General features: G+C 54.9%; 19 protein-coding genes. 16 read left to right on the top strand and 3 right to left on the bottom strand.

The window, feature by feature from the left end:
• Nucleotides 1-90: 90 nt before the first annotated feature.
• Entirely contained in the window at nucleotides 91-2,214 is a 2,124-nt protein-coding gene (locus JRF57_01340) for a PAS domain S-box protein (GenBank protein MBW2302335.1), read from the bottom strand.
• A gap of 474 nt (nucleotides 2,215-2,688) precedes the next feature.
• Between JRF57_01340 and JRF57_01335 the strand changes: the two genes are divergently transcribed.
• From JRF57_01335 to speD, 12 genes are all read left to right on the top strand, one after another.
• Nucleotides 2,689-3,402, top strand: a complete 714-nt coding sequence (locus JRF57_01335) for a GntR family transcriptional regulator (GenBank protein ID MBW2302334.1) — start codon at nucleotides 2,689-2,691, stop codon at nucleotides 3,400-3,402.
• A gap of 253 nt (nucleotides 3,403-3,655) precedes the next feature.
• The gene (locus JRF57_01330) at nucleotides 3,656-4,207 is read left to right on the top strand and encodes a 2-oxoacid:acceptor oxidoreductase family protein (protein MBW2302333.1); all 552 of its coding nucleotides are present in this window, start codon (nucleotides 3,656-3,658) and stop codon (nucleotides 4,205-4,207) included.
• A gap of 1 nt (nucleotide 4,208) precedes the next feature.
• The gene (locus JRF57_01325) at nucleotides 4,209-5,951 is read left to right on the top strand and encodes an FAD-dependent oxidoreductase (GenBank protein MBW2302332.1); all 1,743 of its coding nucleotides are present in this window, start codon (nucleotides 4,209-4,211) and stop codon (nucleotides 5,949-5,951) included.
• On the top strand, nucleotides 5,948-7,102 hold the full coding sequence (gene porA, locus JRF57_01320) for a pyruvate ferredoxin oxidoreductase (protein MBW2302331.1): 1,155 nt from the start codon (nucleotides 5,948-5,950) through the stop codon (nucleotides 7,100-7,102). Before JRF57_01325 ends, porA begins: the two co-directional genes overlap by 4 nt.
• The gene (locus JRF57_01315; protein ID MBW2302330.1) at nucleotides 7,102-7,986 is read left to right on the top strand and encodes a pyruvate synthase subunit beta; all 885 of its coding nucleotides are present in this window, start codon (nucleotides 7,102-7,104) and stop codon (nucleotides 7,984-7,986) included. Before porA ends, JRF57_01315 begins: the two co-directional genes overlap by 1 nt.
• 138 nt (nucleotides 7,987-8,124) lie before the next feature.
• A complete protein-coding gene (dctP, locus tag JRF57_01310; GenBank protein ID MBW2302329.1) occupies nucleotides 8,125-9,129 on the top strand; it encodes a TRAP transporter substrate-binding protein DctP in 1,005 nt (334 codons plus the stop codon).
• Between the two features lie 35 nt (nucleotides 9,130-9,164).
• Nucleotides 9,165-9,722, top strand: coding sequence for a TRAP transporter small permease (locus JRF57_01305; GenBank protein MBW2302328.1), 558 nt, complete (start codon nucleotides 9,165-9,167; stop codon nucleotides 9,720-9,722).
• A 2-nt stretch (nucleotides 9,723-9,724) separates the two neighbouring features.
• Nucleotides 9,725-11,038 carry a TRAP transporter large permease gene (locus JRF57_01300; protein MBW2302327.1) on the top strand — a complete coding sequence of 438 codons (1,314 nt, stop codon included), beginning with the start codon at nucleotides 9,725-9,727 and terminating at the stop codon, nucleotides 11,036-11,038.
• A gap of 1,463 nt (nucleotides 11,039-12,501) precedes the next feature.
• Complete coding sequence (gene larA, locus JRF57_01295; protein ID MBW2302326.1) at nucleotides 12,502-13,791, top strand: nickel-dependent lactate racemase; 1,290 nt, start codon at nucleotides 12,502-12,504, stop codon at nucleotides 13,789-13,791.
• A 412-nt stretch (nucleotides 13,792-14,203) separates the two neighbouring features.
• Nucleotides 14,204-15,277, top strand: a complete 1,074-nt coding sequence (locus JRF57_01290) for a branched-chain amino acid aminotransferase (protein ID MBW2302325.1) — start codon at nucleotides 14,204-14,206, stop codon at nucleotides 15,275-15,277.
• Nucleotides 15,278-15,296: 19 nt separating this feature from the next.
• The gene (mtnA, locus tag JRF57_01285; GenBank protein MBW2302324.1) at nucleotides 15,297-16,349 is read left to right on the top strand and encodes an S-methyl-5-thioribose-1-phosphate isomerase; all 1,053 of its coding nucleotides are present in this window, start codon (nucleotides 15,297-15,299) and stop codon (nucleotides 16,347-16,349) included.
• Between the two features lie 150 nt (nucleotides 16,350-16,499).
• Nucleotides 16,500-16,889: an adenosylmethionine decarboxylase gene (speD, locus tag JRF57_01280; protein ID MBW2302323.1), complete on the top strand. Its 390-nt coding sequence runs from the start codon at nucleotides 16,500-16,502 to the stop codon at nucleotides 16,887-16,889.
• A gap of 293 nt (nucleotides 16,890-17,182) precedes the next feature.
• Here the strand turns inward: speD and tilS are convergent, their stop codons facing one another.
• Entirely contained in the window at nucleotides 17,183-18,577 is a 1,395-nt protein-coding gene (tilS, locus tag JRF57_01275) for a tRNA lysidine(34) synthetase TilS (protein MBW2302322.1), read from the bottom strand.
• A gap of 266 nt (nucleotides 18,578-18,843) precedes the next feature.
• Here tilS and JRF57_01270 point away from each other — a divergent pair, with 266 nt between their 5' ends.
• Entirely contained in the window at nucleotides 18,844-19,098 is a 255-nt protein-coding gene (locus JRF57_01270) for a hypothetical protein (GenBank protein MBW2302321.1), read from the top strand.
• A gap of 2 nt (nucleotides 19,099-19,100) precedes the next feature.
• On the opposite strand, the gene JRF57_01265 is transcribed toward JRF57_01270, so the two are convergent.
• Entirely contained in the window at nucleotides 19,101-20,159 is a 1,059-nt protein-coding gene (locus tag JRF57_01265; protein MBW2302320.1) for a hypothetical protein, read from the bottom strand.
• 393 nt (nucleotides 20,160-20,552) lie between these two features.
• Between JRF57_01265 and JRF57_01260 the strand changes: the two genes are divergently transcribed.
• The 3 genes from JRF57_01260 to plsX are packed head-to-tail and all read left to right on the top strand — an operon-like array spanning nucleotide 20,553 to nucleotide 22,320.
• Complete coding sequence (locus tag JRF57_01260; protein MBW2302319.1) at nucleotides 20,553-21,086, top strand: DUF177 domain-containing protein; 534 nt, start codon at nucleotides 20,553-20,555, stop codon at nucleotides 21,084-21,086.
• Between the two features lie 57 nt (nucleotides 21,087-21,143).
• On the top strand, nucleotides 21,144-21,326 hold the full coding sequence (gene rpmF / locus JRF57_01255) for a 50S ribosomal protein L32 (GenBank protein ID MBW2302318.1): 183 nt from the start codon (nucleotides 21,144-21,146) through the stop codon (nucleotides 21,324-21,326).
• Between the two features lies 1 nt (nucleotide 21,327).
• Nucleotides 21,328-22,320 carry a phosphate acyltransferase PlsX gene (plsX, locus tag JRF57_01250; GenBank protein ID MBW2302317.1) on the top strand — a complete coding sequence of 331 codons (993 nt, stop codon included), beginning with the start codon at nucleotides 21,328-21,330 and terminating at the stop codon, nucleotides 22,318-22,320.
• Nucleotides 22,321-22,405 lie beyond the last annotated feature (85 nt).

Genomic DNA, 22,405 nt, shown 5'->3' with positions numbered 1-22,405 from the left:
CGGCCGGTTTTGACCGGATTGAGCAGGGGTGAATTGTATAACTTTTGGAAATAAAAGGGGAAATTGACGATCGGTCAAAAGTGGCCGGGATTAAGACGATATCAGCCTGAATTTTTTCATCTTCCTGTGCAAAGTCCTTGGGGGAATACCCAGCTCTGCTGCGGTCTTTCCCCGGTGCCACCGGTTTTTCTCCAAGGCCCGCTCAATACACGACTTCTCAAAGAGATCCAGGGCCCGACGGAGATTCCGGGGGTAGGTCGGAGAACCATGGGCCCCGCCTTGAGATTTGGAAGGAGAGGGAGACGGGCGTTTTCCGGTAAGGTCCAGTCGTCTGACCGTGAGGTAGCGGTTGAGAACGTTCTGAAGCTCTCTCACGTTTCCCGGCCAGTCGTAGTTGCAAAGGGCATCCATAATCTTTGCCGGAATAGGGAAAGAACTTCCCTTATATCCGCTCGACTGAATGAAATGTTCCACAAGAATAGGAATGTCCTCCTTCCTCTCCCTGAGGGGGGGGAGGTGGATGGGGATGATATGGATCCGGTAAAAGAAGTCTTCCCTCATCAGACCCTTTAGGACGTATTCATACAGGTCACGGTTGGTGGCCGCCAGTATACGGAAGCGCGCCTCTTTGAATTGGTTGCCTCCAACTGGCATGTATCCTCCGCCGTCGATGGCCCGGAGAAGTTTGGCCTGCATGGCAAGGGGCAGTTCCCCGATCTCGTCCAGAAAAAGGGTGCCTCCCTGGGCCAGGTCGAAGTACCCGTGCTTGTCGGCCACAGCCCCTGTGAAGGCACCTTTCCGGTGCCCGAAGAACTCGCTTTCGAACAGGGATTCAGGGATGGCCCCGCAGTTTACAGGCACGAAGGGCTTCTCCCGGGCCTCGCTCATCCGGTGTATGGTTCGGGCCACGAGTTCTTTACCGGTGCCGGATTCCCCGTAGATCACTACATTGACGTCTGAAACCGAGCATTTGAGAATAAGTTCATAGACCTCCTGCATGGCGGGGCTCTTGCCGATGATGTCACCGAACCTGAAGCGGTCCTTGAACCCGTTTCGGAGTCTGGCGTTTTCCTTGCGCAGGAACTCTGTTTCCTGGATCATCTCCAATTCCCGCTGTCTTGTTTCCGTAACGTCACGGATAGTGGCAAGAACAGCCGGCCGACCTTCCCAGACGATCCGGTTCAGATGCTGCTCAGTCCAGATCTCCGTCCCATCGACACGAATTGCGGGAGACTGAAACGGCGGAACATGGGTCTCCTTGCCCACCGCGAAAAGAGCGCCCTCGAATTCTTTCCTGTATTCTTCCCGTATCAGGTGGACCGGATCCATGGAAAGGAGATATTCTTTTTCGTATCCGAAGATCTCCACCATGGCGTCGTTTACGTAAGTGAACCTGTCATTGACCAGGACAGCGACCCCGTCGGCCACGTTTTCAGCGAGGATTCGGTAGCGCTCTTCGCTGCTCCTGAGGGCCTCTTCCACACGCTTGCGTTCGGTTATGTCCCTCACAATACCTTGAACGATCTGCTTTTCAGGCACAATGACACGGGAGCTGATTTCCAGATCAACCGGTGTCCCGTCCTTCCGCAGCCACTGGGTCTCGAAGACCATCGGGGCCCCGGACTGGATGGAAATGAGCCTTTGACGGGATTCAATGCGGTTTTCTTTTGCGTGAAGCTCAGGGATGCTCATCGAGAGGAGTTCCTGCTTGGTGTAACCCAGCATCTCGCAGGTTCGGTGATTTACTTCCAGGATTTGTCCCGCCCGGTGAATGATCACGCCGTCGTTGCACTGCTCGAAGAGTTGCCTGAACCGAATCTCACTTTGCCGGAGCCGCTCGGCGTTCTCCTGCCTCTCGGAGATATCCCTGATGATGCTGACCTGAATCGTGGATTTGCCTTCCAGGTGGATAAAACTCGTGTTGACTTCCACAGGAATGCGGCGGCCGTCCTTGGTGAGGTGATGATAGAGATGAGGACCCGTATGTCGGGATTCCCGGAGGTTTCTGAGCGCTCTCTCCCTTTCTTCCGGAGGATGGAGATCTAAGGGTGTCATCCGGAGGAATTCGTCACGGGAGTATCCGTATCGAATCAGCGCTTCGCTGTTGCAGTCAAGGATCCGCCCCGAATCCGAATCGACGAGGAAGACCGGGTCAGCGAACTGATCATAGATCTTCCTGAAATCGATTCCTATGTCAAACAGTGGACGTTTCATGTCTCGAGTTTTGGAAAATGGGCCTTTCCCGGTTTTCATCCTGACAGGCCGAAGGATCGGCCTTCAGTAAAATTGCCTGAATTTATAGACGGAGACAAAAAAAACTAATTGCAGAAAATGTGCCGGTTTTTTAAGAAAGGGTGAATTTTGCCGCACCTGTTTCACGGTGCCCTGAGAAAGGGGTCCTGGAAATTTCGATCTTCGTGGGACACACGGTTTTTTGATATGCGTCAAAAAATTGACTGAAATAACGTCCCCTGCTTTAAGCGGCATACCCTGTTTTGACCAAAAGTCTCAAAAAATCTTGTTTGAGGCGCCTGTTTTTTCCCTTGACAGGTGTTGAGAGGGTTCTGTAAATTGGGGTACAGTATACATAATTGCCTTTCTTTGGAATAATCCGATTCCATCAGGAAGGCTGCTCAAGGTCTTTAACCCCCCGAAACCTATATCTCAAAGAAAGGCTATACCCTGGTCTTGGAAAACACACTGAAAATCTCGATCCAAAACCCTGTATCTATCCGTGAAAAGGTATACCGGGTCATTCGGGACGAGATCCTTAACGGCAACATTGCACCCGGCGCCCGGTTGATAGAGACGCGCCTTGCAAAACAGATCAAGACCTCGAGGACCCCTGTGAGGGAGGCCCTTCACCTGCTGGAAAGGGAAGGCCTCCTTGTGGCTATTCCCCGCGTGGGATACAGGGTGAAGCAGCTCAGTTGGGACGAGGTCGAGGAGATCTGTGAAATTAGGGCCGTAAACGAGACCCTTGCTGCCCGCTGGGCCATCAAAAGAATTACCTCCAAAAATATTCGAGCGTTGGAGAAGAACATCGAAGAGGCTGAAAGGGAGGTGAAAGAGGGCAACCCAAAGGCCTTCGTGGAACGGGATGCGGAATTCCACGAGATCCTGGTCCGGGCGAGCGGCAGCGAACGCTTGATGGAACTGTGCGAGCAGTTACGCCGCCACATGCTGCGTTACCGGATCGAGAGCCTCTACCTGGCCGAGACGGCTCTTGCGGCCATTGAAGGACACAAGGGCATCCTGGAGTGTCTTAAGAAACGGGACGAAAAGCGGATCGGCACCGCGGTGCGAAGGCACCTGGAATTTGCCAAGAGGAGTATCCAGGAACACGCCTTTATAGAGAACCGAGGAAGGGTAGGGGTGCCTCCGGGGAAGAACGGGAGATAGCGGTAAGGGAAGAGAGAAGGCGAGGGACTCAAACGGGTCGTTATCGGCGGCCTGGAACATTTCCGTCATCAAGGCCTATGACACGGTTTGTCTGCAGGCCGTGCGGTAAGAGATGGAAAGGGAGCCTGGAAACGTTTGTGAAGAAAGTTTTTAGGTATTTTACTGGGGTACAGTATTCCATGATAAGGTGAAAAAAGGTCTTTTTAAGCGTTATAGGGGATGGGGCCCAAGCGCGTAACGAGGTCGCTGGAGAATGAAGGAGATCAAGCTGCACGGACGGGGAGGTCAAGGTGTCGTCATGGCCTCTCAGATGCTCGGCATGGCTTTTTTTAAGGCCGGGATGTACCCCCAGTGCTATTCCCTTTTCGGCGGCGAGCGACGAGGGGCGCCCGTTGTGAGTTTTCTCAGGGTGGATCGGGATCCCATCTTACTGAAATGTGACATCAAGAACCCTGACGAACTCCTCTATTTCGATCAAAGTCTCCTAGACGCCGAGGATCTTTCCTCCGTCGCGGGCTCTGGGTCCGGGATCCTCATCAATACACCCCGAACGGAAGCGGCTATTCCCGGTCTTGTTGGATTTCGCCTGGGACTCATCGATGCCACCGGGATCGCCGAGGAGGTCGGACTGGGGCATGTGATCAACACCACGGTACTGGGGGCCTATTGCCGTTTCAACGACGAGCTTCCTCTGGAACACGTGATCAGGGCGGTGGAGGAAATGGTCCCGGCCAAAAGGGAGATGAATCTGGCAGCCCTTGAGCAGGGATACGAGAAACTCGAAATCTTCGAACCGGAGGCATGAGATGACCTTGAGGCGATGCGTGGATCCCGAGTTGATCATCCCCATATCCCGCCACAGTTCCAAGGTCAACAAGACGGGAACCTGGGGAATCCGCAGGCCCCGGCACGAAGAGAAGGCTTCTCCCTGCCGGGTGGCCTGTCCTGCGGGGAACAACATTCCCGCGGCCCTTTACAGGGCCTCTCTTGGGGATTTTGACGGCGCCCTGGCCGCCTTTCTCGAAGAGAACCCCCTGCCCGGCACCTGCGGCCGGGTCTGCTACCATCCCTGTGAAGGGGAGTGCAACCGGGGAGAGTGGGACGGGGCGGTCCATATTCGGGCCCTGGAAAGGGCCGCATCGGATTGGGGAACGGCCCGGCCTGTCCCCCTTACGGATGCGGGGAGAGATCTTCCGGTAGCCGTCGTGGGTTCCGGCCCTGCCGGACTCTCTGCTGCTTACCATCTGGCCCGGATGGGTCATCCCGTTACCCTGGTGGAAGCGGAGGAATCCCTGGGAGGGCTTCTCCGGTGGGGAATCCCCCGCTACCGGCTTCCCTTGGAGGCCCTGGAGAAGGATCTGGAGCGGATTCTTTCTCTGGATATTCAGGTAAGGACCGGGACCCGCCTGGACCGCCTCCTGCTGGAAAAACTCTGTAATAACCACGAGGCCGTATTCCTGGCCCTGGGCGCCCAGAGGGATCTGCACCTGGGAATTACAGGGGAGGAACTGGAGGGAGTTCACTACGCAGTCAATTTCTTGAAGGAGGTGCAACAGGAGCCTAGGCAAATCGAAGGCAGGGTGGTGGTCATTGGAGGCGGAAACGTTGCCATAGACGCGGCCCTGACGGCCCTGAGGCTCGGCGCCCGAAGGGTCGATCTCGTATGTCTGGAGCAGAGACACGAGATGCCCGCGGACGAAAGAGAGTGCCTCGACGCCCTGGAGGAGGGAGTCGTATTCCATAACGGGTGGGGACCAAGGACCTTTTCGGGCCGCGCGAACCGGGTGACTGGAATCGAGTTCATCAAGTGCCTGTCGGTCCTTGACGCCGAAGGGGCCTTCCGTCCCGCTTACGACAATGCAACGGCTATGGTCCTGCAAGCGGACCTTGTTCTCCTGGCCGTGGGCCGCGCACCGGATCTCTCGATCCTTGAAGGACAGGTATCATTGGATAAGGATTCCAGAGGGGGACCCAAGGTCGAGGCAGAGAGCCTTCAAACCTCCATTCGCGGGATCTATGCCGGGGGTGACTTAGTGAACTACCCCGGGTCCGTGGTAGGGGCAATCGCCGCGGGAAAGCGGGCGGCCCTTTCCATACATCAGACCGTACTCGGCCGATCCTTCGAGGAGGCCGAAGCCCGAGTTCTTTTGGGATCGGGGAATTCTTTTTCCATCCATGCCCTGTTTCATGAACGTCCGGGCTGGCACCCGGAAATGGTTGTACGTTTCGATGGCATGGATCCGATCTTTCTCGATTCCCATCCGAGGGCCGACCTCCCCCGGCTTTCCCCCGGAGATCGCCTTGGAAATTTCCGGGAAATCAATCAATCCCTGAGTCGGAGCGATTCAAAGGAACTTGCCGGCCGTTGCTTTTTTTGCGGGACATGCACGAGCTGTGACCGGTGTTTTCTCTATTGTCCGGAACTTTCGATTCTACCCCCCGGAGAGGACCGTTTCGTGTATACGTGTGACCCCGACTACTGTAAGGGTTGTGCTGTTTGTGTCGACGTGTGCCCCGGGGGAGTAATGAGTATGGATGAGGCGAAATGAGGAAATTTCAGACCGGAAACCATGCAGTTGCTGAGGCTGTCCGTCTCTGCCGGACCCAGATGGTGGCCGCCTATCCCATTACCCCTCAGACGCCGATCTACGAGAGGCTTTCAGAATGGGAGGCAACAGGGGAATTAGGGGGAGTCATGATGCGAACCGAATCCGAGCACTCCGCAATGGCGGCCTGTTTGGCAGCCTCCCTTGCGGGCGTCCGGACCTTTACGGCCACTTCCTCCCAGGGGCTGGCCCTGATGCACGAGATGCTCCATTTCGCCTCTGGGTGCAGGGCCCCGGTGGTGATGGTCAACGTGAACAGAACCCTTGCCGGTCCATGGGCCTTTTGGAGCGATCAGACCGACAGCCTCGCCCAGAGGGACACCGGCTGGATACAGATCTACTGCGAGAATAATCAGGAGGCCCTTGACTCGGTCATCCAGGCCTTCCGGATTGCTGAAAAAGTTCTTCTTCCATGTATGGTGGTGATCGAGGGGCATTTCATTTCCCATTTCATGGAGCCTGTGGAGGTGCCGGAGCAAGGACTCGTTGACCGCTTCCTGCCCCCCGTGGACATCCCCAGGCGTTTTGACCCGGACAAGCCCGGATACGCGGTCCCGACGGTCACCCAGAAACAGTTCATGGAATACCGCCGCCTTGGCCAGGAAGCCATGGAGTATGCCCTGGAGGTTGTTGAGGAGGTTGACCGGGAATTCGTCGAGGTCTTCGGGCGGGGTTACGGCCTTATCGAGGCGGAGGGAATCGATGGCGCCGACCTGGTGCTGGTCACAACGGCGACCGTCACTTCAACGGCCCGGGTTGCCCTGGCACGCCTCAGGGAGAAAGGCTATAGGATCGGTCTCCTGAAAATCCGGGTCTTCAGACCCTTTCCTGCCCGGGTTTTGAGAGACGTTCTCGACCGGGTTTCGCGGATAGCTGTGATAGAGAGGAATATCTCCCTTGGGCGGGAAGGGATCTTTTGCTCCGAGTTGAAGGCGGCGCTTATTAACAGCCCGTTTCCTCATCAGGTCCAGGGATACGTGGCAGGGATAGGAGGTTCCAACGTGGACCCGGAATTGATCGAGCGGGTGGTCATGGATGCCCTGGAGCGGAAGGAGGCCACGGACGGGCCGATCTGGATGGCGGAGGGGGAGTAATGGAAGCGCAAGAAATCATGCGTCCGGAAGAGGTCATGCGGTCCGGTCATTCGGCCTGTCCGGGGTGCGGTGTGGCCATGGGTATGCGTATGGTACTCCGGGCCCTGGGCCGACCGGCGGTCGTGGTGGTAGTCCCTTCCTGCAGCGCCGTGATTTCCGGGCCCTTTCCTTATGCCACGCTGGACGTGCCCATGTTCCATTCGGCCTTTGAGATTGCGGCCCCAACGGCGGCGGGCATTTCCAGGGCCCTGGAGATCCAGGGTCGGGGAGACATCCCCGTGCTTGCCTTTGCGGGGGATGGCGGCACCTTTGATATCGGGCTCCAGTCCCTCTCCGGAGCCGCGGATCGAAACGAGAACTTCATCTATGTGTGCTTGGACAACGAGGCTTACATGAACACGGGCATTCAGGTAAGCTCGGCCACCCCCCGGTTCGCCTGGACCGGGACATCACCCAGAGGGAATACCCGGAGGAAGAAGCAGATCATGGAGATCATGGCCGCCCACCGCATACCCTATGCTGCGACTGCCTCCATCGGTTTCCCTGAGGATCTCGCAGCGAAGGTGCAAAAGGCCAGGGAGATCCGTGGCACGAGGTTTATCCACCTACTCTCACCTTGCCCGACGGGGTGGAAAACGGCCGAGCATCTCTCTCCCCGCGTGGCCCGCGCCGCAGTGGAAACAAACGTGTTTCCCCTTTATGAGATCCTGGATGGAATCCACTATACCCTCAACTACCAGTCCAGAGGGCTCCCCGTCGAGACCTACCTGGGCCTCCAGGGCCGCTTCAAGCACCTGGGAGCAGAAGAACTCCGGGCCATCCAGCATGAGACGGACCGGGCCTGGGAAGAACTCAGGCGACGTTCAGAAAAACAGACTTGTTGAAGGAGGGCTGGGTCCGGCCTGATGTATGGGAGTATTCGGACCGGATCTTTTTGTGGTTTCAGGGGAGACGGGAAGACCGCGGGAGCATTACCGCGGTGAGGTTTTGTTTTATAATAAACAAGTTTGAAAGGAGGAGACATGGACAGAAAGCGTTTATTCAGGCGATTCCTATGGGTGTGTATGGCGCTGATTTTGGTGGTATCGATGGCATCCGTGAGTATCGCGGCCCCGAAAAAGGTGACGATCAAGGCGGTGTCCGCATGGCCCAAGACCGTTTACGAGGTTCAGAATTTTTTGAAATTTATTGAAATGGTGAATCAAAACGTCAAGAAGCAATATCCCGGACAACTTGAGATCAAGTATGCAGGCGGACCAGAAGTAATTCCCAACCGTGAACAGGTGGAGGCCGCCCGCAACGGACTGGTGGACATGGTGTTCACCACCGACGGATATTACGTTTCGGCCGTACCGGAGGCAAACGCCCTCAGCCTTACAAAGATCCGGCCATGGGAAGAGCGGGCCAGGGGAGTCAATGACTTTCTCGATAAAATCCACAGGGAAAAGGTCAATTGTGTTTACCTCGGCAGGATGGGCAACGGTCTTCCCTTCATGGTCTACCTCACCAAATCCGTCAAAAGCGCTGATCTTACCGGACTGAAGATTCGTTGCTCACCGACCCATATCAATTTCTTGAAATCCCTCGGAGCACAGCCCTTGGTCATCCCGCCGCCCGACGTTTACACTGCCCTGGAACGCGGAGTGGTCGACGGTTTTGTATGGATTGCAGGTTTGATCGACGACTGGGGATGGCAGGAGGTCACAAAGTATATCATCAACGTACCCTTTTACACCGGCGCCAACGTTGTGCTCATCAACAAGAAGAAGTGGGATCAGATCCCTCAACATCTTCAAAAGTTGTTGATCGAAACGGAAGAGCAGGCCGAGCATTATACCATTGACCGCGCCCAGGCCCTCATGAAGAAAAAATTCGAGGCCTATAGGAAACTCGGAATACAATTCATTAACTTGCCCCCCACAGAGGCGAAGAAATTTTCTGATGCAGCTTACTCCGCTCTGTGGAATGTCGTCATCAAGAAGTCTCCGGAAAACGGGCCCAAACTGAGAGAAATGGTTTCCAAGTAATCGAAAAACGAATCATTCGGGAAGGAGGAGAAGGTTTGGTTGGAAAAATCCTGGATAGGATTTTGGCGACAATGGCGGTCATGGCCGGTCTTCTCCTCCTTTTTCTCGCCTTCTCGATCGGCTACAGCATCTTCGCACGCCTGGTTGGAATCCGAAGTCCCCTCTGGACTGTTCAGTTCAACGAGTACTCGCTTCTATGGCTGTGTTTCCTGGGATCGGCCTGGGTTCTGAAGCGCGGCAAGCACGTCTCCATGGACATCATCACGTCCCGGCTCAAACCTCCGGCGAAAAGGGTTTTCAACATCTTGCACGGTTTCATGGGTGTGGGCGTATGCTCGGTGCTCTTCTGGTACAGCCTGGTCGTGACCTGGAACCAGTTTCAACGGGGTGTGACGGATGTAAAGGCCGTGGACGTGCCTAAGTACCTCGTTCTGGTGATCATTCCCATCGGGTTCCTTACCCTGGGCCTCCAGTTCGCGAGAAATCTCGTTGCTTCTTTTCGTCGGGCGGAGACGGATAGAGGCACCAGGGGGCGATCGGAAACGCCGGGCCCGGGCGGAGTGGAAGGAGTACCAGAGGAAAGGAGAGGGTGATCATGGAGTGGTGGGCCGTTCTAAGCTTCTTCATCCTGGGGCTGATAATCCTGCTCGCCACCGGGTTCCCAATCGCCTTCGGCTTCCTGATGATCGATATACTGGGGATCCTGATTTTCATGGGCCCCATGGGGCTCCACCAGGTTACCCTCCAGATCTTCTCCTCACTTTCCACCTTCACCCTGACCCCGATTCCCCTGTTCATCCTCATGGGTGAACTGATGTTCCACTCGGGCATCGCCAATAATACAATAGATGTCATCGACAAGTGGCTGGGCCGCCTTCCCGGGCGCTTAAGCCTGCTGGCCGCAGGCGCCGGCGTGCTCTTCGCCGCCCTGAGTGGTTCGACCCTGGCCAACACCGCGATGCTGGGAACCGTGCTGCTCCCTGAAATGCGGCGGAGGGGATACAAGACTTCCATGGCCGTCGGCCCCATCATCGGGGTCGGGGGATTGGCCATGCTCATTCCGCCATCCTCTCTTGCGGTAGTATTGGCGAGCATCGGGCATATATCGGTGGGGAAGATTCTGGTGGGCGGTGTCATCCCCGGGCTTCTCCTGGGAGGGCTGATCGCCTCTTACATCATCATTCGGTGCTGGTTGAATCCCTCTCTGGCCCCCCGTTACGATGTCGAGGCCGCGTCCTTTTTCGAAAAGGTTGCGGCAACCGTCAAGTATGTGATCCCGCTCGGATTCATCATCTTCATGGTCCTGGGGCTCATGTTGCTGGGGGTGGCGACTCCGACGGAGGCGGCCGCTTCGGGGGCCCTGGCCACGATCCTGGTCACTCTTGTTTACGGGAGATTGACCTGGAGGATGCTCAAGGCCTCCATTATGGGGACCCTGGAAATCTCGGTCATGGTGTTCATGATCATCGCCGCCTCCAACTCCTTCAGCAGCATTCTGGCCTATACGGGAGCGACCCAGGGGCTCCTTGGGCTGGTGGAGGGGCTCCATGTGCCGCCCCTGGTGATTTTAATCGGGATGCAGGTCATAATATTCGTGATGGGGACATTTATGGAGACCATCTCCATCATGATGATCTGCATGCCCATCTTCATGCCCATCGTTAAGATGCTGGGATTCGACCCCGTTTGGTTCGGTGTCCTGATGCTTATCAATTTCGAGACCGGATTCATTACGCCCCCCTTTGGGATGCTGCTTTTCGTCATGAAGGGGGTAGCCCCGGCGGATATCAACATCAAGGAAATCTGTTATGCGGCGGTACCCTTCATCCTGTGCGAAATAGCCGCCATGACCATGATCATCGCCTGGCCCGATTTGGTCCTCTGGTTGCCCGGGCTCCTCGGCCGCTGATTCACAGAGTAAACTGCTTCAAGTAAAGAGGCTCTGGATGTTCTCCTCGCTACGAGACCTTTGTGAAAAACATCCTCTTTTGCCCAATCCAGGGCCCTTGCTTTCCGCTGCCTCCCGGGGTATTTGAATTCAAGGGTCGTTCCCCCATCTTCTCTGTTTTTTTTGTAGCTCTGAGGGAATATAACTCCCCATGAGGTCAACAGATTAAAGGCCGCTCGCACCACCGGAGAAGGATCCCATGCCCCTTCATTCTAATCCAATGGATATTCGAAATACTTCAATGTATGGGTGCCTGTCCCGCTTGGTAATCTAAGCGGGGTAGTTGAAATTTCCATGTTTTTCAAGGCTCTCTCGGAATATAAGATATAACACCATGGAATTAGGGAAAGATCCCTGATATTCTTTCAATCTGATTTGGTGAGTACTTCAATTCGATACCAGCTTTTGAAGGGCCGATGGCGCCTTTTCTTTCGTTCGGAGGCTCCCGGGCTGGTGTTTTCAGCGGCTTATCAGCGGGGGACACCGGCCCCCTCCGCATTCTCCCGCTCCAAAAGAGCGGGAGCTGCGGCTTCCCCCACTGATAATCCCGCCGGTCACTTCAGAAAAGGGGCCATCGGCCTTTGTTCAAACCATTCTTCCGAGGAGAAAAAAACTGAAAGCATTAATCCTTGGCACTCGAGAATTTCAACTGTAACGGACTCTCTCGAACCTGACTGACAAAGGGCCTTTTTCCAGGCCCTTTCTGAATCAAGTATTTCATATGAAAACGAATGTCCGCACCACCGGGGGAAGGGGCATGGAGATCTTTTCTGAAGTGACCTGTTGGGAGGCCTTCGTTATTTCAAGGGGTTAGGGATGGGGGAAGCCCCGGCTCCCGCTTGTAAAAGCGGGAGATCGGCGGAGGGGGCAAGAATCCCCCGTCACTAACCCCTTGAAATAACCAGGCCGTGAGACCGGGAACGAAGAAAAGATCCCCATGCCCCTTTTGATCTAAGCTAGTGTCCATCCATAAATGGCCAATTTCCGCAATCTTCCGTCTTCGCTATGGCTACGGCGTGACAAGCTGCGTCAGGCTCAAACCGGGGACCCGCCCGAAGGGTGGGGAGTCCAAGCGCAGCGCGGACAAATTTTAATCCTCAAAATACTTCAATGTATTCCTGTGGTTAAAATTTTCGCCTTCCTTGACCTTGCACAAATTTTTTCATTTATGAATGGACACTAAGCTAACGTTCCCGCCATAATTCCGGGGGGCAAGCCCGCCAAACAGCCAGCGGGCAAGCGTTCAAGCACCTATGAAAAAGCCTGCTGTCAAGAAAGAAGTTATATGTGATAGATTGTCCGCCCGACCTGAGCCACACCTTATGCATGTGGCGGAGGGAGGGCGCCTGTTTGATCGAGTTGTGTTCATCGCCAAACACCTATAATTTGGATTCAACCCCTTTCCAAACGCAGGAGGAGGATTTATGAACAGGAAGTCTTTCGTGAACTATGGGGAGAAAAGGATCGAATTCACGCTCCCAGAAGGCTGGAGCCTGATTTCCGGGGAGGATCGCCCCCCTGTGAAAGGCGTAGAAGACCCCCTGCAGGAGGTCAGGCGTTCTTTGGACCACCCGGTAGGGGCCCCCAGACTCGAGGATTTGGCCGGGCCGGGGATGGAGGTAACGCTCCTCTTTGACGACCTTCAGCGTCCCACCCCCGCGCACCTTGTGCTGCCGGAAATCATGGACCGGTTGAATCGGGCCGGTGTGCCGGACGAACGGATCAGGGGTGTGTGCGCCCTTGGAACCCATCCCCTCCTCGATCTCGAACAACTGAAGAGCAAGGTGGGGGAAGCGGTCTTTTCCCGTCTCGAAGGGAGACTGTTTTGCCATGATCCCCACGCACCGGACAACGTCATCATCGGCAGGACCCGCCGGGGAACCCTCGTTGAGATTAATCCCCACGTGGCCTCCGCGGATCTTGCTGTGGGAGTAGGTGAATGCATGCCCCATCCCATCGCCGGGTATGGGGGAGGGTTCAAGCTTATCATGCCGGGGGTCTGTTCATACCGGACCATCGCGGACCACCATTTCGTTTGGATGCGCCACCACAATTGCCGGGTCAACTTGTTGGAAAAAAATTATTTCTGGGAGGAAATCGTGGATGCGGGGCGGCTTTCCACCATGGTCTTCAAGGTGGATCTGGTCATGAATGAGAAGAAGGAGATCCTCAGGGCCTTTTCCGGGGACCCGGTGGAGGAACAGAGGGCTGCCGCCGCCTTTGCGGAGAACCTCTATAAGGTGTCTATCCCGAGGCTTGCGGATGTCACCGTCATTTCGGCCTATCCCTTAGAGATCGGCGTTCAATCCACCAAGGCCCTCGTGATGGCGGGTTTCTGTACACGGTCGGGCGGCACCATCATCTGGGTCGCGCCCCAGACACAGGCCGGACCCATCATGCCCTTGATCCGGGAAATGGGAAGCGACGAGACGGCAAGTGATTTTCACCGCAGACTGCTCTCGGGGGATATCCCCGAACACCTCAGGCAGTTCGGGATCTCCTACATCATGCAGGTGGTTTACTTTAAGGAATTGGCCGAAAGGTTCCGGGTCATCCACGTCACCGAAGGCCTTAGCAAGGAACAGGTGGAGATGATGAAATACGAGTATGCCGCAAACCTTCAAGAGGCCGTAAACCGCGTGGCGGACGTGATGCCGCAATGTGATGTCGCGGTCTTCCCCTCAGGAGGCAACATCATTCCCGAGATCCAATAGGCCGGGATAGGGATGGGCAAGGCGAAAAGTTGCCGGGGTCTCCCGGAGGAAATCCGGAGGAACGGGGAATAAATTCGCGGGTTGTCATCTTCTTGTCCTTGTGATATCAACCCAGATTATGCATGACAAATTTTGAAAGATGTTATTTTTTTAGTCATTATAGGTTGTTGGGTGTGCTTCCAAATCAGATTGCATTCACTAAAAAGATGCGGTCCGGAAACATCGAATCTATTCAAAATTTGTCACCATACGGGATTGCCGATTTTGCTGAATCTGCTGCGTTGCAAGGCGCTTGAAGTACTAAAAGTACGTCTTCGCGCCTTGCGGCCTTGCATCTTCGGCAAACTTGGCAATTGCATAATCCGGGTTCAAGGCATTCGTAACGCTAACCAAGACGGGAAGGAGAAAGGTCATGGAGATCAAGGTGACCCCTGCACGGAAAGAACAATTGAAACCCAAACCCGAGGACGATTCGAAACTGGGTTTTGGTGACATCTTTACCGATCACATGTTCCTGATGGATTACGAGGCGGGAGCGGGCTGGTTCAATCCCCGCATTGAACCCTACCGGGACCTGGCCATCGATCCCGCTGCCATGGCGCTTCATTACGGCCAAGAGATCTTCGAAGGACTCAAGGCCTATTGCGGGAGGGACGGCGGATTGTATCTGTTTCGCCCCGAAGAGAATATCAAGCGGATGAACCGCTCCGCGAGGCGGATCTGCATGCCGGAACTGGATGTGGACCTGGTGATGGAAGGGATGAAGCGCCTTGTTCTGTTGGATCGGGACTGGGTCCCCAGGAGCAGGGGGACATCCCTTTACATCCGGCCCACCATGCTGGCCACTGAACCCCACTTGGGGGTTCGTCCTTCCAATAACTACCTTTTTTACATCATTCTCGGCCCCGTGGGAGCTTACTACAAGGAAGGGCTGAACCCGGTCAAGATTTACGTGGAAGACCGGTATGTTCGGGCGGTCGTCGGGGGCGTGGGGGAATCCAAGACGGCCGGGAATTACGCCGCCAGTCTCCTTGCTGCGGAAGAGGCCAAGGAGAAGGGATTCACTCAGGTGCTTTGGCTGGATGGCGCCCACCACCGGTACGTGGAAGAGGTGGGCACCATGAATATGTTTTTCGTGATCGACGATGAAGTCATCACGGCGCCCCTCACGGGAAGCATTTTGCCTGGAATCACCCGGGATTCCGTGATCCACATGGCCAGGGATTGGGGGATGAAGGTCTCGGAGCGCTCCCTTGCCATTGAAGAGGTGGTAGAGGCCGCCACGAGCGGACGTCTCAAGGAGGCCTTCGGAACGGGAACCGCCGCGGTCATTTCACCCGTGGGCCAGATCACATACAAAGGAGAGGACTACCTGGTGGCCGGCGGCAAAATGGGGGAAATCTCCCAGAGGCTTTATGATGAGATCATGGCGATCCAGTACGCAGAAAAGGAGGATCCTTACGGGTGGAGGGTGAAGATCGACTAGCGCTTTATTCGGAGACGATATGATCCCTACCATTGAGTGGCATAAAGACACGATCAGGATGATCGACCAACGCAAGTTGCCCTCACGCGTTCAATGGTACGTGTGCAGGAGATACTGGGACGTGATTCGGGCCATCGAGAATATGGTCATCCGGGGGGCCCCGGCTATCGGGGTGGCGGCAGCCATGGGCTTGGCCTTGGGGGCTGCGTCCATTGAGGCTAAAACTTACGGCTCCTTCCGGAGGCGCTTTGTACGGATAGCGGACCGTATGGTCAAGGCCCGCCCCACGGCGGTCAACCTGAAGTGGGCCGTCGTAAGGATGTCGGCCCTTGTGGACAGGATGACCTCCCGGCCCCCGGATGAGATCAAGAAGGCTCTTAGGGAGGAATCAGAGAGAATTCTTGCCGAGGATATCGCGATCAATCGAAAAATCGGTGAGAACGGGGCGACCTTGGTCCCTGAAGGGGCCACCATCCTGACCCATTGCAACGCGGGATCCCTTGCAACGGGGGGGTATGGAACGGCTTTGGGTGTCATCCGGGCGGCCCACGAGGCGGGGAAAAACATCCAGGTCATCGCCGATGAAACCAGGCCGTGGCTTCAAGGGCTCAGGCTCACGGCCTTCGAACTCATGGAAGAGGATATTCCCGTCACAGTCATCGCCGACAGTGCAGCCGGCTCCCTGATGCGCCAAAACAAAATCGACCTGGTGGTCACCGGGGCTGACCGAATCGCCGCCAACGGAGACGTGGCCAACAAGATCGGCACATACCAGGTTGCCGTATTGGCGAAGGAAAATGGGATACCCTTCTATGTCGCCGCTCCCTTGTCCACCATTGATCCCGATATCGCTTCAGGGGACTTGATTCCGGTGGAGATTAGGTCACCTGAGGAGATCATCAGGATCGGGAAGAGGAACATCGGGCCAATGGGAGTCAGGGCCTTCAATCCGGCCTTTGATATCTCACCGGCCGCCTATGTGACCGCGATCATAACCGAGGTTGGGGTGATCAGACCTCCTTACCAAGAATCCATCCGGAAAATCTTCCAGGATCCCGCAATATCATCTTGACCCTGTAGGAAGATTGGCTTATACTCCGCCCGCGTTCGCTTCCGGGCGAAATTTTTCCGGACAACCGGACGGCTACCGAATATACGGGGGCCGCAAAGAAAGGAGTTGGGAACTTCGACACCTAATCTTACATGAAAGGGGGTGGGAACATTGTATTCCTTGCTGGACCTTGTTCTCATTGACCTTTACGATTGTGACCACGACAAACTCCTGGATGCCGATCGCATCAGGGAGGGTATGCTCAAGGCGGCGGAAGTGATGGGGGCGACGGTAGTGGCCGAATCCTTCCACACTTTCAAGCCCTGGGGCGTAAGCGGAACGGTCACGATCGCGGAGTCGCACTTGGCCGTTCATACATGGCCCGAATTCAATTTCGCCGCCGTGACCTTCGAAACCTGCGGTCAGCACATGGATCATAGAAAGGCCTATAGATTTTTGCTCGAGTTTTTCGGATCCAAGAACCCGAAGGTCACGCATCAGAAACGGGGATTCATGAAGATCGAGGAAGGGACATTTCATTATAAGCAGGAAGCCGGTTGACTGACGAATCGGGCTTCTGTGCGGTTGCCCTGTTCAATCCTGCCTGTATTTATTCCAGGGGAGGACTTCCAAGGTTTGGTCGCCCCAATGGATAGGTCTGCCTGATCTATATCGCACGCCTCTTAGTTTTTCCTTTAAATTCAACCTACTTATCGTTCCCGAGACTTTTGAAAAACGCCCCCTTTTGCCCAATTTCTGCGCCTGCCTGTGCCGGGCCTATCTGCCGTTCCAACGGGACAGGCAGGCACGGCAGACAGGTCAGGCTCAAACCGGGGACCCACCGGGAAGACGGATCAGTGCCGGATGGTTACCATCAGGATTCTTCGGGTGTGTGGAGTGATCTTGAACCGGTCGTCGATCCTGTAACCGCAGACCCATACCGGAATATCTCCGCAGCAGAGGAGTGGAGTGCGGGAACGGACTGTGGAGGGGACCTTAAGGTCAATGAAGAAGTCTTTGATCTTTCGATGTCCCTTCATCCCCAGGGGAACGAACCGGTCGCCGGGCCTGGGATTCCTGACTACGAGCGGATATCGGATTCTGGAGGCATCCAGGAGGGCCGTATCACGTGAGGAGGGAAAGGCCGGGGCTTCCTCCCTGTCCATCTCGACCAGGTCAAAAGTCAAAGGGATTTCAGGCAGGGTGAAGATCCCGGGACCGGGAATGGTGATATGGAAGGACGGAGGTGCCTCTTCTCGGGCCGTGGTGAAAATCAGGCGGTCGTATCGCTTTTTGACCCTCATCTCCCCGGGGAGATGAACCGCCCCTTGGGGAGCCTGGGATGAGGCCAGGCGGCAAACGGCCTGTACATGTGTCCGGCCGATCCTCAATAGATTCCCTTTCACTTCCCCTGTAATGAGCCTGGTTACCCGCCTTTTAAGGGCGGGGGAGAGGGAATTGAAGGTGGAAACCGGCAATGAAACTTCCCTTTCCGCTTCCCGCATCCCCTCCCGCTCGACCCATTCCCTTGCCAGGGAGTCCATGAATTGATCTTCTTCCCGTAGCAGTTGGGCCGTTTCTCCGAGGCGCTCGATCAGGCGCGGCTGTAACCTGCGCAGTAAGGGCATCACCTGGAGCCGGATCCGGTTTCGGAGGTAATTCGCCTCCAGGTTGGAGCTGTCCGTCATATAGGAGAGGCCGCGTCTTTCCAGGTACGCGAGGATTTCATTGCGGGCCGTCTCCAAAAGAGGCCTTACGATCCGGCCATCCCTGCAGGGAGGAATTCCTGAAAGCCCGGTGGCCCCACTTCCTCTCAAGAGTCTCATCAGCACGGTTTCGGCCTGGTCGTCAAGGGTGTGAGCAACGGCGATCTTCTGGGCCTTATTTTTTCTGGCCACCTCCTCAAGATACAGATATCGAGCTTCCCTGGCCTTTTCTTCGGAGGTGGACCGCCCCTTGGCCCTGTTCAACCAGCGGGCCGTCTCAAAGGGAAGATTCATGGAAGAGGCCAGTTTTCGAACGAACCGGGTCTCTCCCTCGTCTTCGTGGGGCCGCAACCCGTGGTCGAAATGGGCGACGATCAGTTCAATTTCGAATTCGTCCCGGAGGTGCCACAGGATATCGAGGAGACAGACCGAATCGGCCCCCCCGGAAACGCCAACGATCACACGGTCCCCGGCCTCCAGCATCCCGTGCCGGGAAATGGTGTTCCTTACTTTTGCGAGGATTTCGTTTTCTCTCCTCACCATATCCCCCGGGCCCACATCGAAAGGTAGGTCACACTTGAAACACCCTAACACAATCCTCCCTCTCCTGTTAAGCGGGTCAAGGATACAGGGCTCCCCCAAGTGAAAGAAAAGAGCTCCGAACGGGCGGATGCACCGGAGATTCGGGTTGCCTGCCAAACGTCTTGATTAAATCGGAGCGATGGTCCACTATTACAAGTGGGTGGGTTTTCTCAGGACAACACTCCCCGCCTTCTCTTGGTGGAGAGAGCCATAGGCAGGAGCCGCGCATGTCTGATAAGGACCTTCCAAAGAAGATCAAGGTGATGGCCTATTCCGGGTACAAGGCGAACGAACGTCCCCTTTACTTTTTCCTGGATGAGAAAAGAATCACCGTCAAGGAAGTGATTGACCGGTGGTACGGCCCGGAGTGCGACTATTACAAGGTGCTCGCCGATAACGAAACGGTCTATATGATCAAATGGCATCGGACCTTGGGCGTGTGGCTCCTCGTGAAGATCTTCGAGAAGATCGGCAAGCATTAAGGTTATTCGGTTTTGTAAACCCAGTTGAAATTGATGGGCCTCAAGTTGAGATAGGAATCCCTCGGGTGAAGAAACTCGTCCCTGAGCTTGAGCCAATTATATGCCGGTTTCAGTTTTCTGAGTTTTCCGTCTTCAGGGGGTTTGGAGTAACTGGTGTGATCATAAACGGCTTCCGATATACCCACGTAATAGCCATCCGCCGGATAAAGGAAGGCGTTTTTGAATTTTTCAACATCCATGGATTCCCGTTGTGCCAGGGCATTGATCTGCTTGTTCGTCAATTGTATCAGGTAGAATTTTGAAACGCCCCGCTCTGAATACTTCACCATCGAACGGGATTCCGAGCTTGATACAAAAACGGTGGCGATAAAATCCAGCTTTCTCAGGAGTTGAGCGGCGATGAGTCCGGCCGTGCGCCTCCCCCCGACACTATGGTGGCATCCGTAATATTCGAACAACTTATTTTGAAGCGCCCGTGCAAGCTTGTCACCCTTTTCATAGAGGTTATTCTGGATGTATCGGAGTTCCTTGGCTAGATCCTCGGCAGCATCCGCTATGGGCCAGTCTATCTTCACGTGGAAGTGAGTGAGGGCGTAACGGTTTTTTTTCTTTACTGTTGGATCCTGTTGGATCAAAAGGGCATAGTCGATATCCAACAGCCTTTCGAGAAAGTCCAGGAAGACCGGCCGATCGAAGTATCGAAGGTTGTGGTGGAAGTTCTTGTAAAGGACGAAATTGGAAAGGTACTGCACATTTTTTTTAATCATCTTGTTTTCCGGAAAGAACCGGATATAGTTTTTCAAACTGGGGCTGACGATTCCTTCGCAGAAAATTACGATAAAAGTATTGAAAAGCTCTGATTCCTGCTCCATTTTTTTGCTTTTCGGCTTTAGTTCGCTTTTATCGAGAAAGCTATACTCTACACCGCTTTTCAGATAGTTGTAAAAAGAATCGATAAGGGAGATCTTCATAAGTTTCAGTTCCAGGGTATCGCGGAGAATTTCATAAAGGGATCTCCTGAGCTTTTCGTAATAGTTGAGTCTTTCTCTGTACGTCCACATCAGCCGCCGTCCTTGTGGTTTTCTGTATTAGGTTTTTTTGGGGAAAAGCCCTGTTTTGCATGAAGGCGGATGGCCTTTGGGGATGGGCGAATTTGGCTAAACTATTCAAATTTATCAGATAGATAGTCAATATGTCAAGAAAAAGGAGCCTTTTAAGGAACCCTGGTCTTCTCGGGGCCCCTGCCTTCCCGGCGGGTCTCCGGTTTTAGCCTGACCTGAAAGATTGTGGGAAAGGGGCATTTATGGACGGGCACAAGGCGAAGCCCCGTTTTCTGGGTGAGGTTCTCCTGGAATTTTCTTGACAAAACATGGTGCTCCTTTATAGTGATTCATTTATTTTTCCCGGACCCGGGGAAACGTTCTTAGGCCTTTTCATTCTTCTGAGTGAATCTGATGATCATTGATCTTAGAAGGATTTCCCAGGAATCGAAAACCTTTACGTTCGTTTTAAAGGAAGGGTGGTGGGAGCCCAAGGATCCCTCTGACCAGATTTTGTCCCTGGATGGCCCGTTGAAGGTGGTGGTCACGCTCTATTCGGCAGGGGACAAATATGTCATGGATGGTCGGCTGAGGGGTGGGTTGAAGGTGCGTTGCGACAGGTGCCTGGAGTCTCACCACAGGGACATCCAGACCGAATTCCAGACCTACCTGGCCCTTCCTCCGCCCGGGTCCCAGGAAGAGAGTGATGTGGAATTAACCGAAGAGGACATGGACGTTGACTTCATCCGGGGTGAAGAGATCGATCTTACGGGCATTATCCGGGAACAGATCTACCTTTCCCTTCCTATGAAGGTCCTGTGTTCGGCGGAGTGCAAGGGCCTTTGTCCGAGGTGCGGAAAGAATTTGAACGAGGAAATCTGTTGTTGCCTCAGGGAAACTGGTCACCCCGCTTTTTTGAAACTGAACCAACTGAAGATCCAACCATGATCAACCGATGGATATGAAACCGTCGGTGATTAAGGCCACAAATTACAGGGGAAAAAAATGGCAGTACCAAAGAAAAAGAAATCCAAGTCCAAGAGGGACATGCGGCGGTCCCATCATCACGTCAAGATGCCCAATGTATCCCTCTGCCCACAATGCCACGAACCCGTACGGCCCCATCATGTCTGCCCCCAGTGCGGGATGTACAGAGGAAGGGAAATCATCAAGGTAGAAGAGAGCTGAGATGAAGATCGCCGTGGACGCCATGGGGGGGGATCGGGCCCCCGAGGTGGTCGTTCAAGGTGCACTTGAAGCCGTATCCGAGTACGGAATCGAAGTTGTGCTGATGGGGGATGAGCAGGCCCTCAGGAAAGGGGCCGGAAACGACCTTGATCGTCCTGGGATAAAGGTCCATCATTGCGACGACGTGGTTTTCATGGAAGAACAACCCATGAGGGCCGTACGAAGGAAGAAAAACGCCTCCATCCGGGTCGCCTTCGAGGCCGTCAAGGGGGGGGAAGCCGATGCTGTCGTAAGTGCCGGCCATTCAGGGGCCATGCTAGCGTCCGCGATTCTGACTCTGGGCCGATTGCCCGGGGTCGAGAGGCCAGCCTTTGCGAGCATTATTCCAGGGGCGAAAGGTGAAGTGATTCTCATAGATGTCGGGGCCAACGTGGATTGCCGCCCCGTGCATCTTTTGCAGTTCGGCGCCATGGCCCATGCTTTCGCGAAGGCTTTCCTTGGAATAAAAGACCCGCGGGTCGGTCTTTTGAGTATCGGCCGTGAAGGGGGAAAGGGCAATGAGCAGGTCCGTCTGGCCCATAACCTTTTCAAGGCGAGTCCCCTTCCATTTGCGGGTAATGTGGAAGGCCGCCAACTTTTCGATGGGAAGGTTCAGGTGGTCGTGTGCGACGGATTCGTCGGGAATGTGGTGCTCAAGGTCCTGGAGGGCATGGCCGAGACCGTGACCGCCATGCTTGCGGATAGTAAGAGCGTGATCGAAAGGGCGGGATGCGGTGAGACCAGTTCGATTCTGACAAAACTCATGAAAAAAAGATTGGATTACGAAGAATACGGGGGGGCCCCGATCCTGGGAATCAACGGCGTTGGGATCGTATGCCACGGAGCCTCCTCGTCCAAGGCTGTCAAGAAGGCCATTAAAATGGCCGCAGAATACAGAGAAAAGGATATTCCTGAAAAGTTGGCTGAATACCTGGCCCGGTTCCAAGGGACGTGAAGGTGAGAGACCGGGGAAATTGAACGGTTGAAACCGAAAGAACCCACCGGGTTTGCTCAGCGGACCAGTGTTTGTTTTAATGCCC

The sequence above is a fragment of the Deltaproteobacteria bacterium genome (assembly GCA_019310525.1).
Lineage (GTDB): Bacteria > Desulfobacterota > DSM-4660 > Desulfatiglandales > HGW-15 > JAFDEE01.
Note: the sequence above shows the minus strand (reverse complement) of the source record. Positions and strands in the feature narration are given on the sequence as shown.

Coding starts and splice junctions, on each gene's coding strand:
- JRF57_01340 (MBW2302335.1), bottom strand. CDS start 2,214: ATGAAACGTCCACTGTTTGACATAGGAATCGATTTCAGGAAGATCTAT.
- JRF57_01330 (MBW2302333.1), top strand. CDS start 3,656: ATGAAGGAGATCAAGCTGCACGGACGGGGAGGTCAAGGTGTCGTCATG.
- JRF57_01325 (MBW2302332.1), top strand. CDS start 4,209: ATGACCTTGAGGCGATGCGTGGATCCCGAGTTGATCATCCCCATATCC.
- porA (MBW2302331.1), top strand. CDS start 5,948: ATGAGGAAATTTCAGACCGGAAACCATGCAGTTGCTGAGGCTGTCCGT.
- JRF57_01315 (MBW2302330.1), top strand. CDS start 7,102: ATGGAAGCGCAAGAAATCATGCGTCCGGAAGAGGTCATGCGGTCCGGT.
- dctP (MBW2302329.1), top strand. CDS start 8,125: ATGGACAGAAAGCGTTTATTCAGGCGATTCCTATGGGTGTGTATGGCG.
- JRF57_01300 (MBW2302327.1), top strand. CDS start 9,725: ATGGAGTGGTGGGCCGTTCTAAGCTTCTTCATCCTGGGGCTGATAATC.
- larA (MBW2302326.1), top strand. CDS start 12,502: ATGAACAGGAAGTCTTTCGTGAACTATGGGGAGAAAAGGATCGAATTC.
- JRF57_01290 (MBW2302325.1), top strand. CDS start 14,204: ATGGAGATCAAGGTGACCCCTGCACGGAAAGAACAATTGAAACCCAAA.
- mtnA (MBW2302324.1), top strand. CDS start 15,297: ATGATCCCTACCATTGAGTGGCATAAAGACACGATCAGGATGATCGAC.
- tilS (MBW2302322.1), bottom strand. CDS start 18,577: ATGGTGAGGAGAGAAAACGAAATCCTCGCAAAAGTAAGGAACACCATT.
- JRF57_01270 (MBW2302321.1), top strand. CDS start 18,844: ATGTCTGATAAGGACCTTCCAAAGAAGATCAAGGTGATGGCCTATTCC.
- JRF57_01265 (MBW2302320.1), bottom strand. CDS start 20,159: ATGTGGACGTACAGAGAAAGACTCAACTATTACGAAAAGCTCAGGAGA.
- JRF57_01260 (MBW2302319.1), top strand. CDS start 20,553: ATGATCATTGATCTTAGAAGGATTTCCCAGGAATCGAAAACCTTTACG.
- rpmF (MBW2302318.1), top strand. CDS start 21,144: ATGGCAGTACCAAAGAAAAAGAAATCCAAGTCCAAGAGGGACATGCGG.
- plsX (MBW2302317.1), top strand. CDS start 21,328: ATGAAGATCGCCGTGGACGCCATGGGGGGGGATCGGGCCCCCGAGGTG.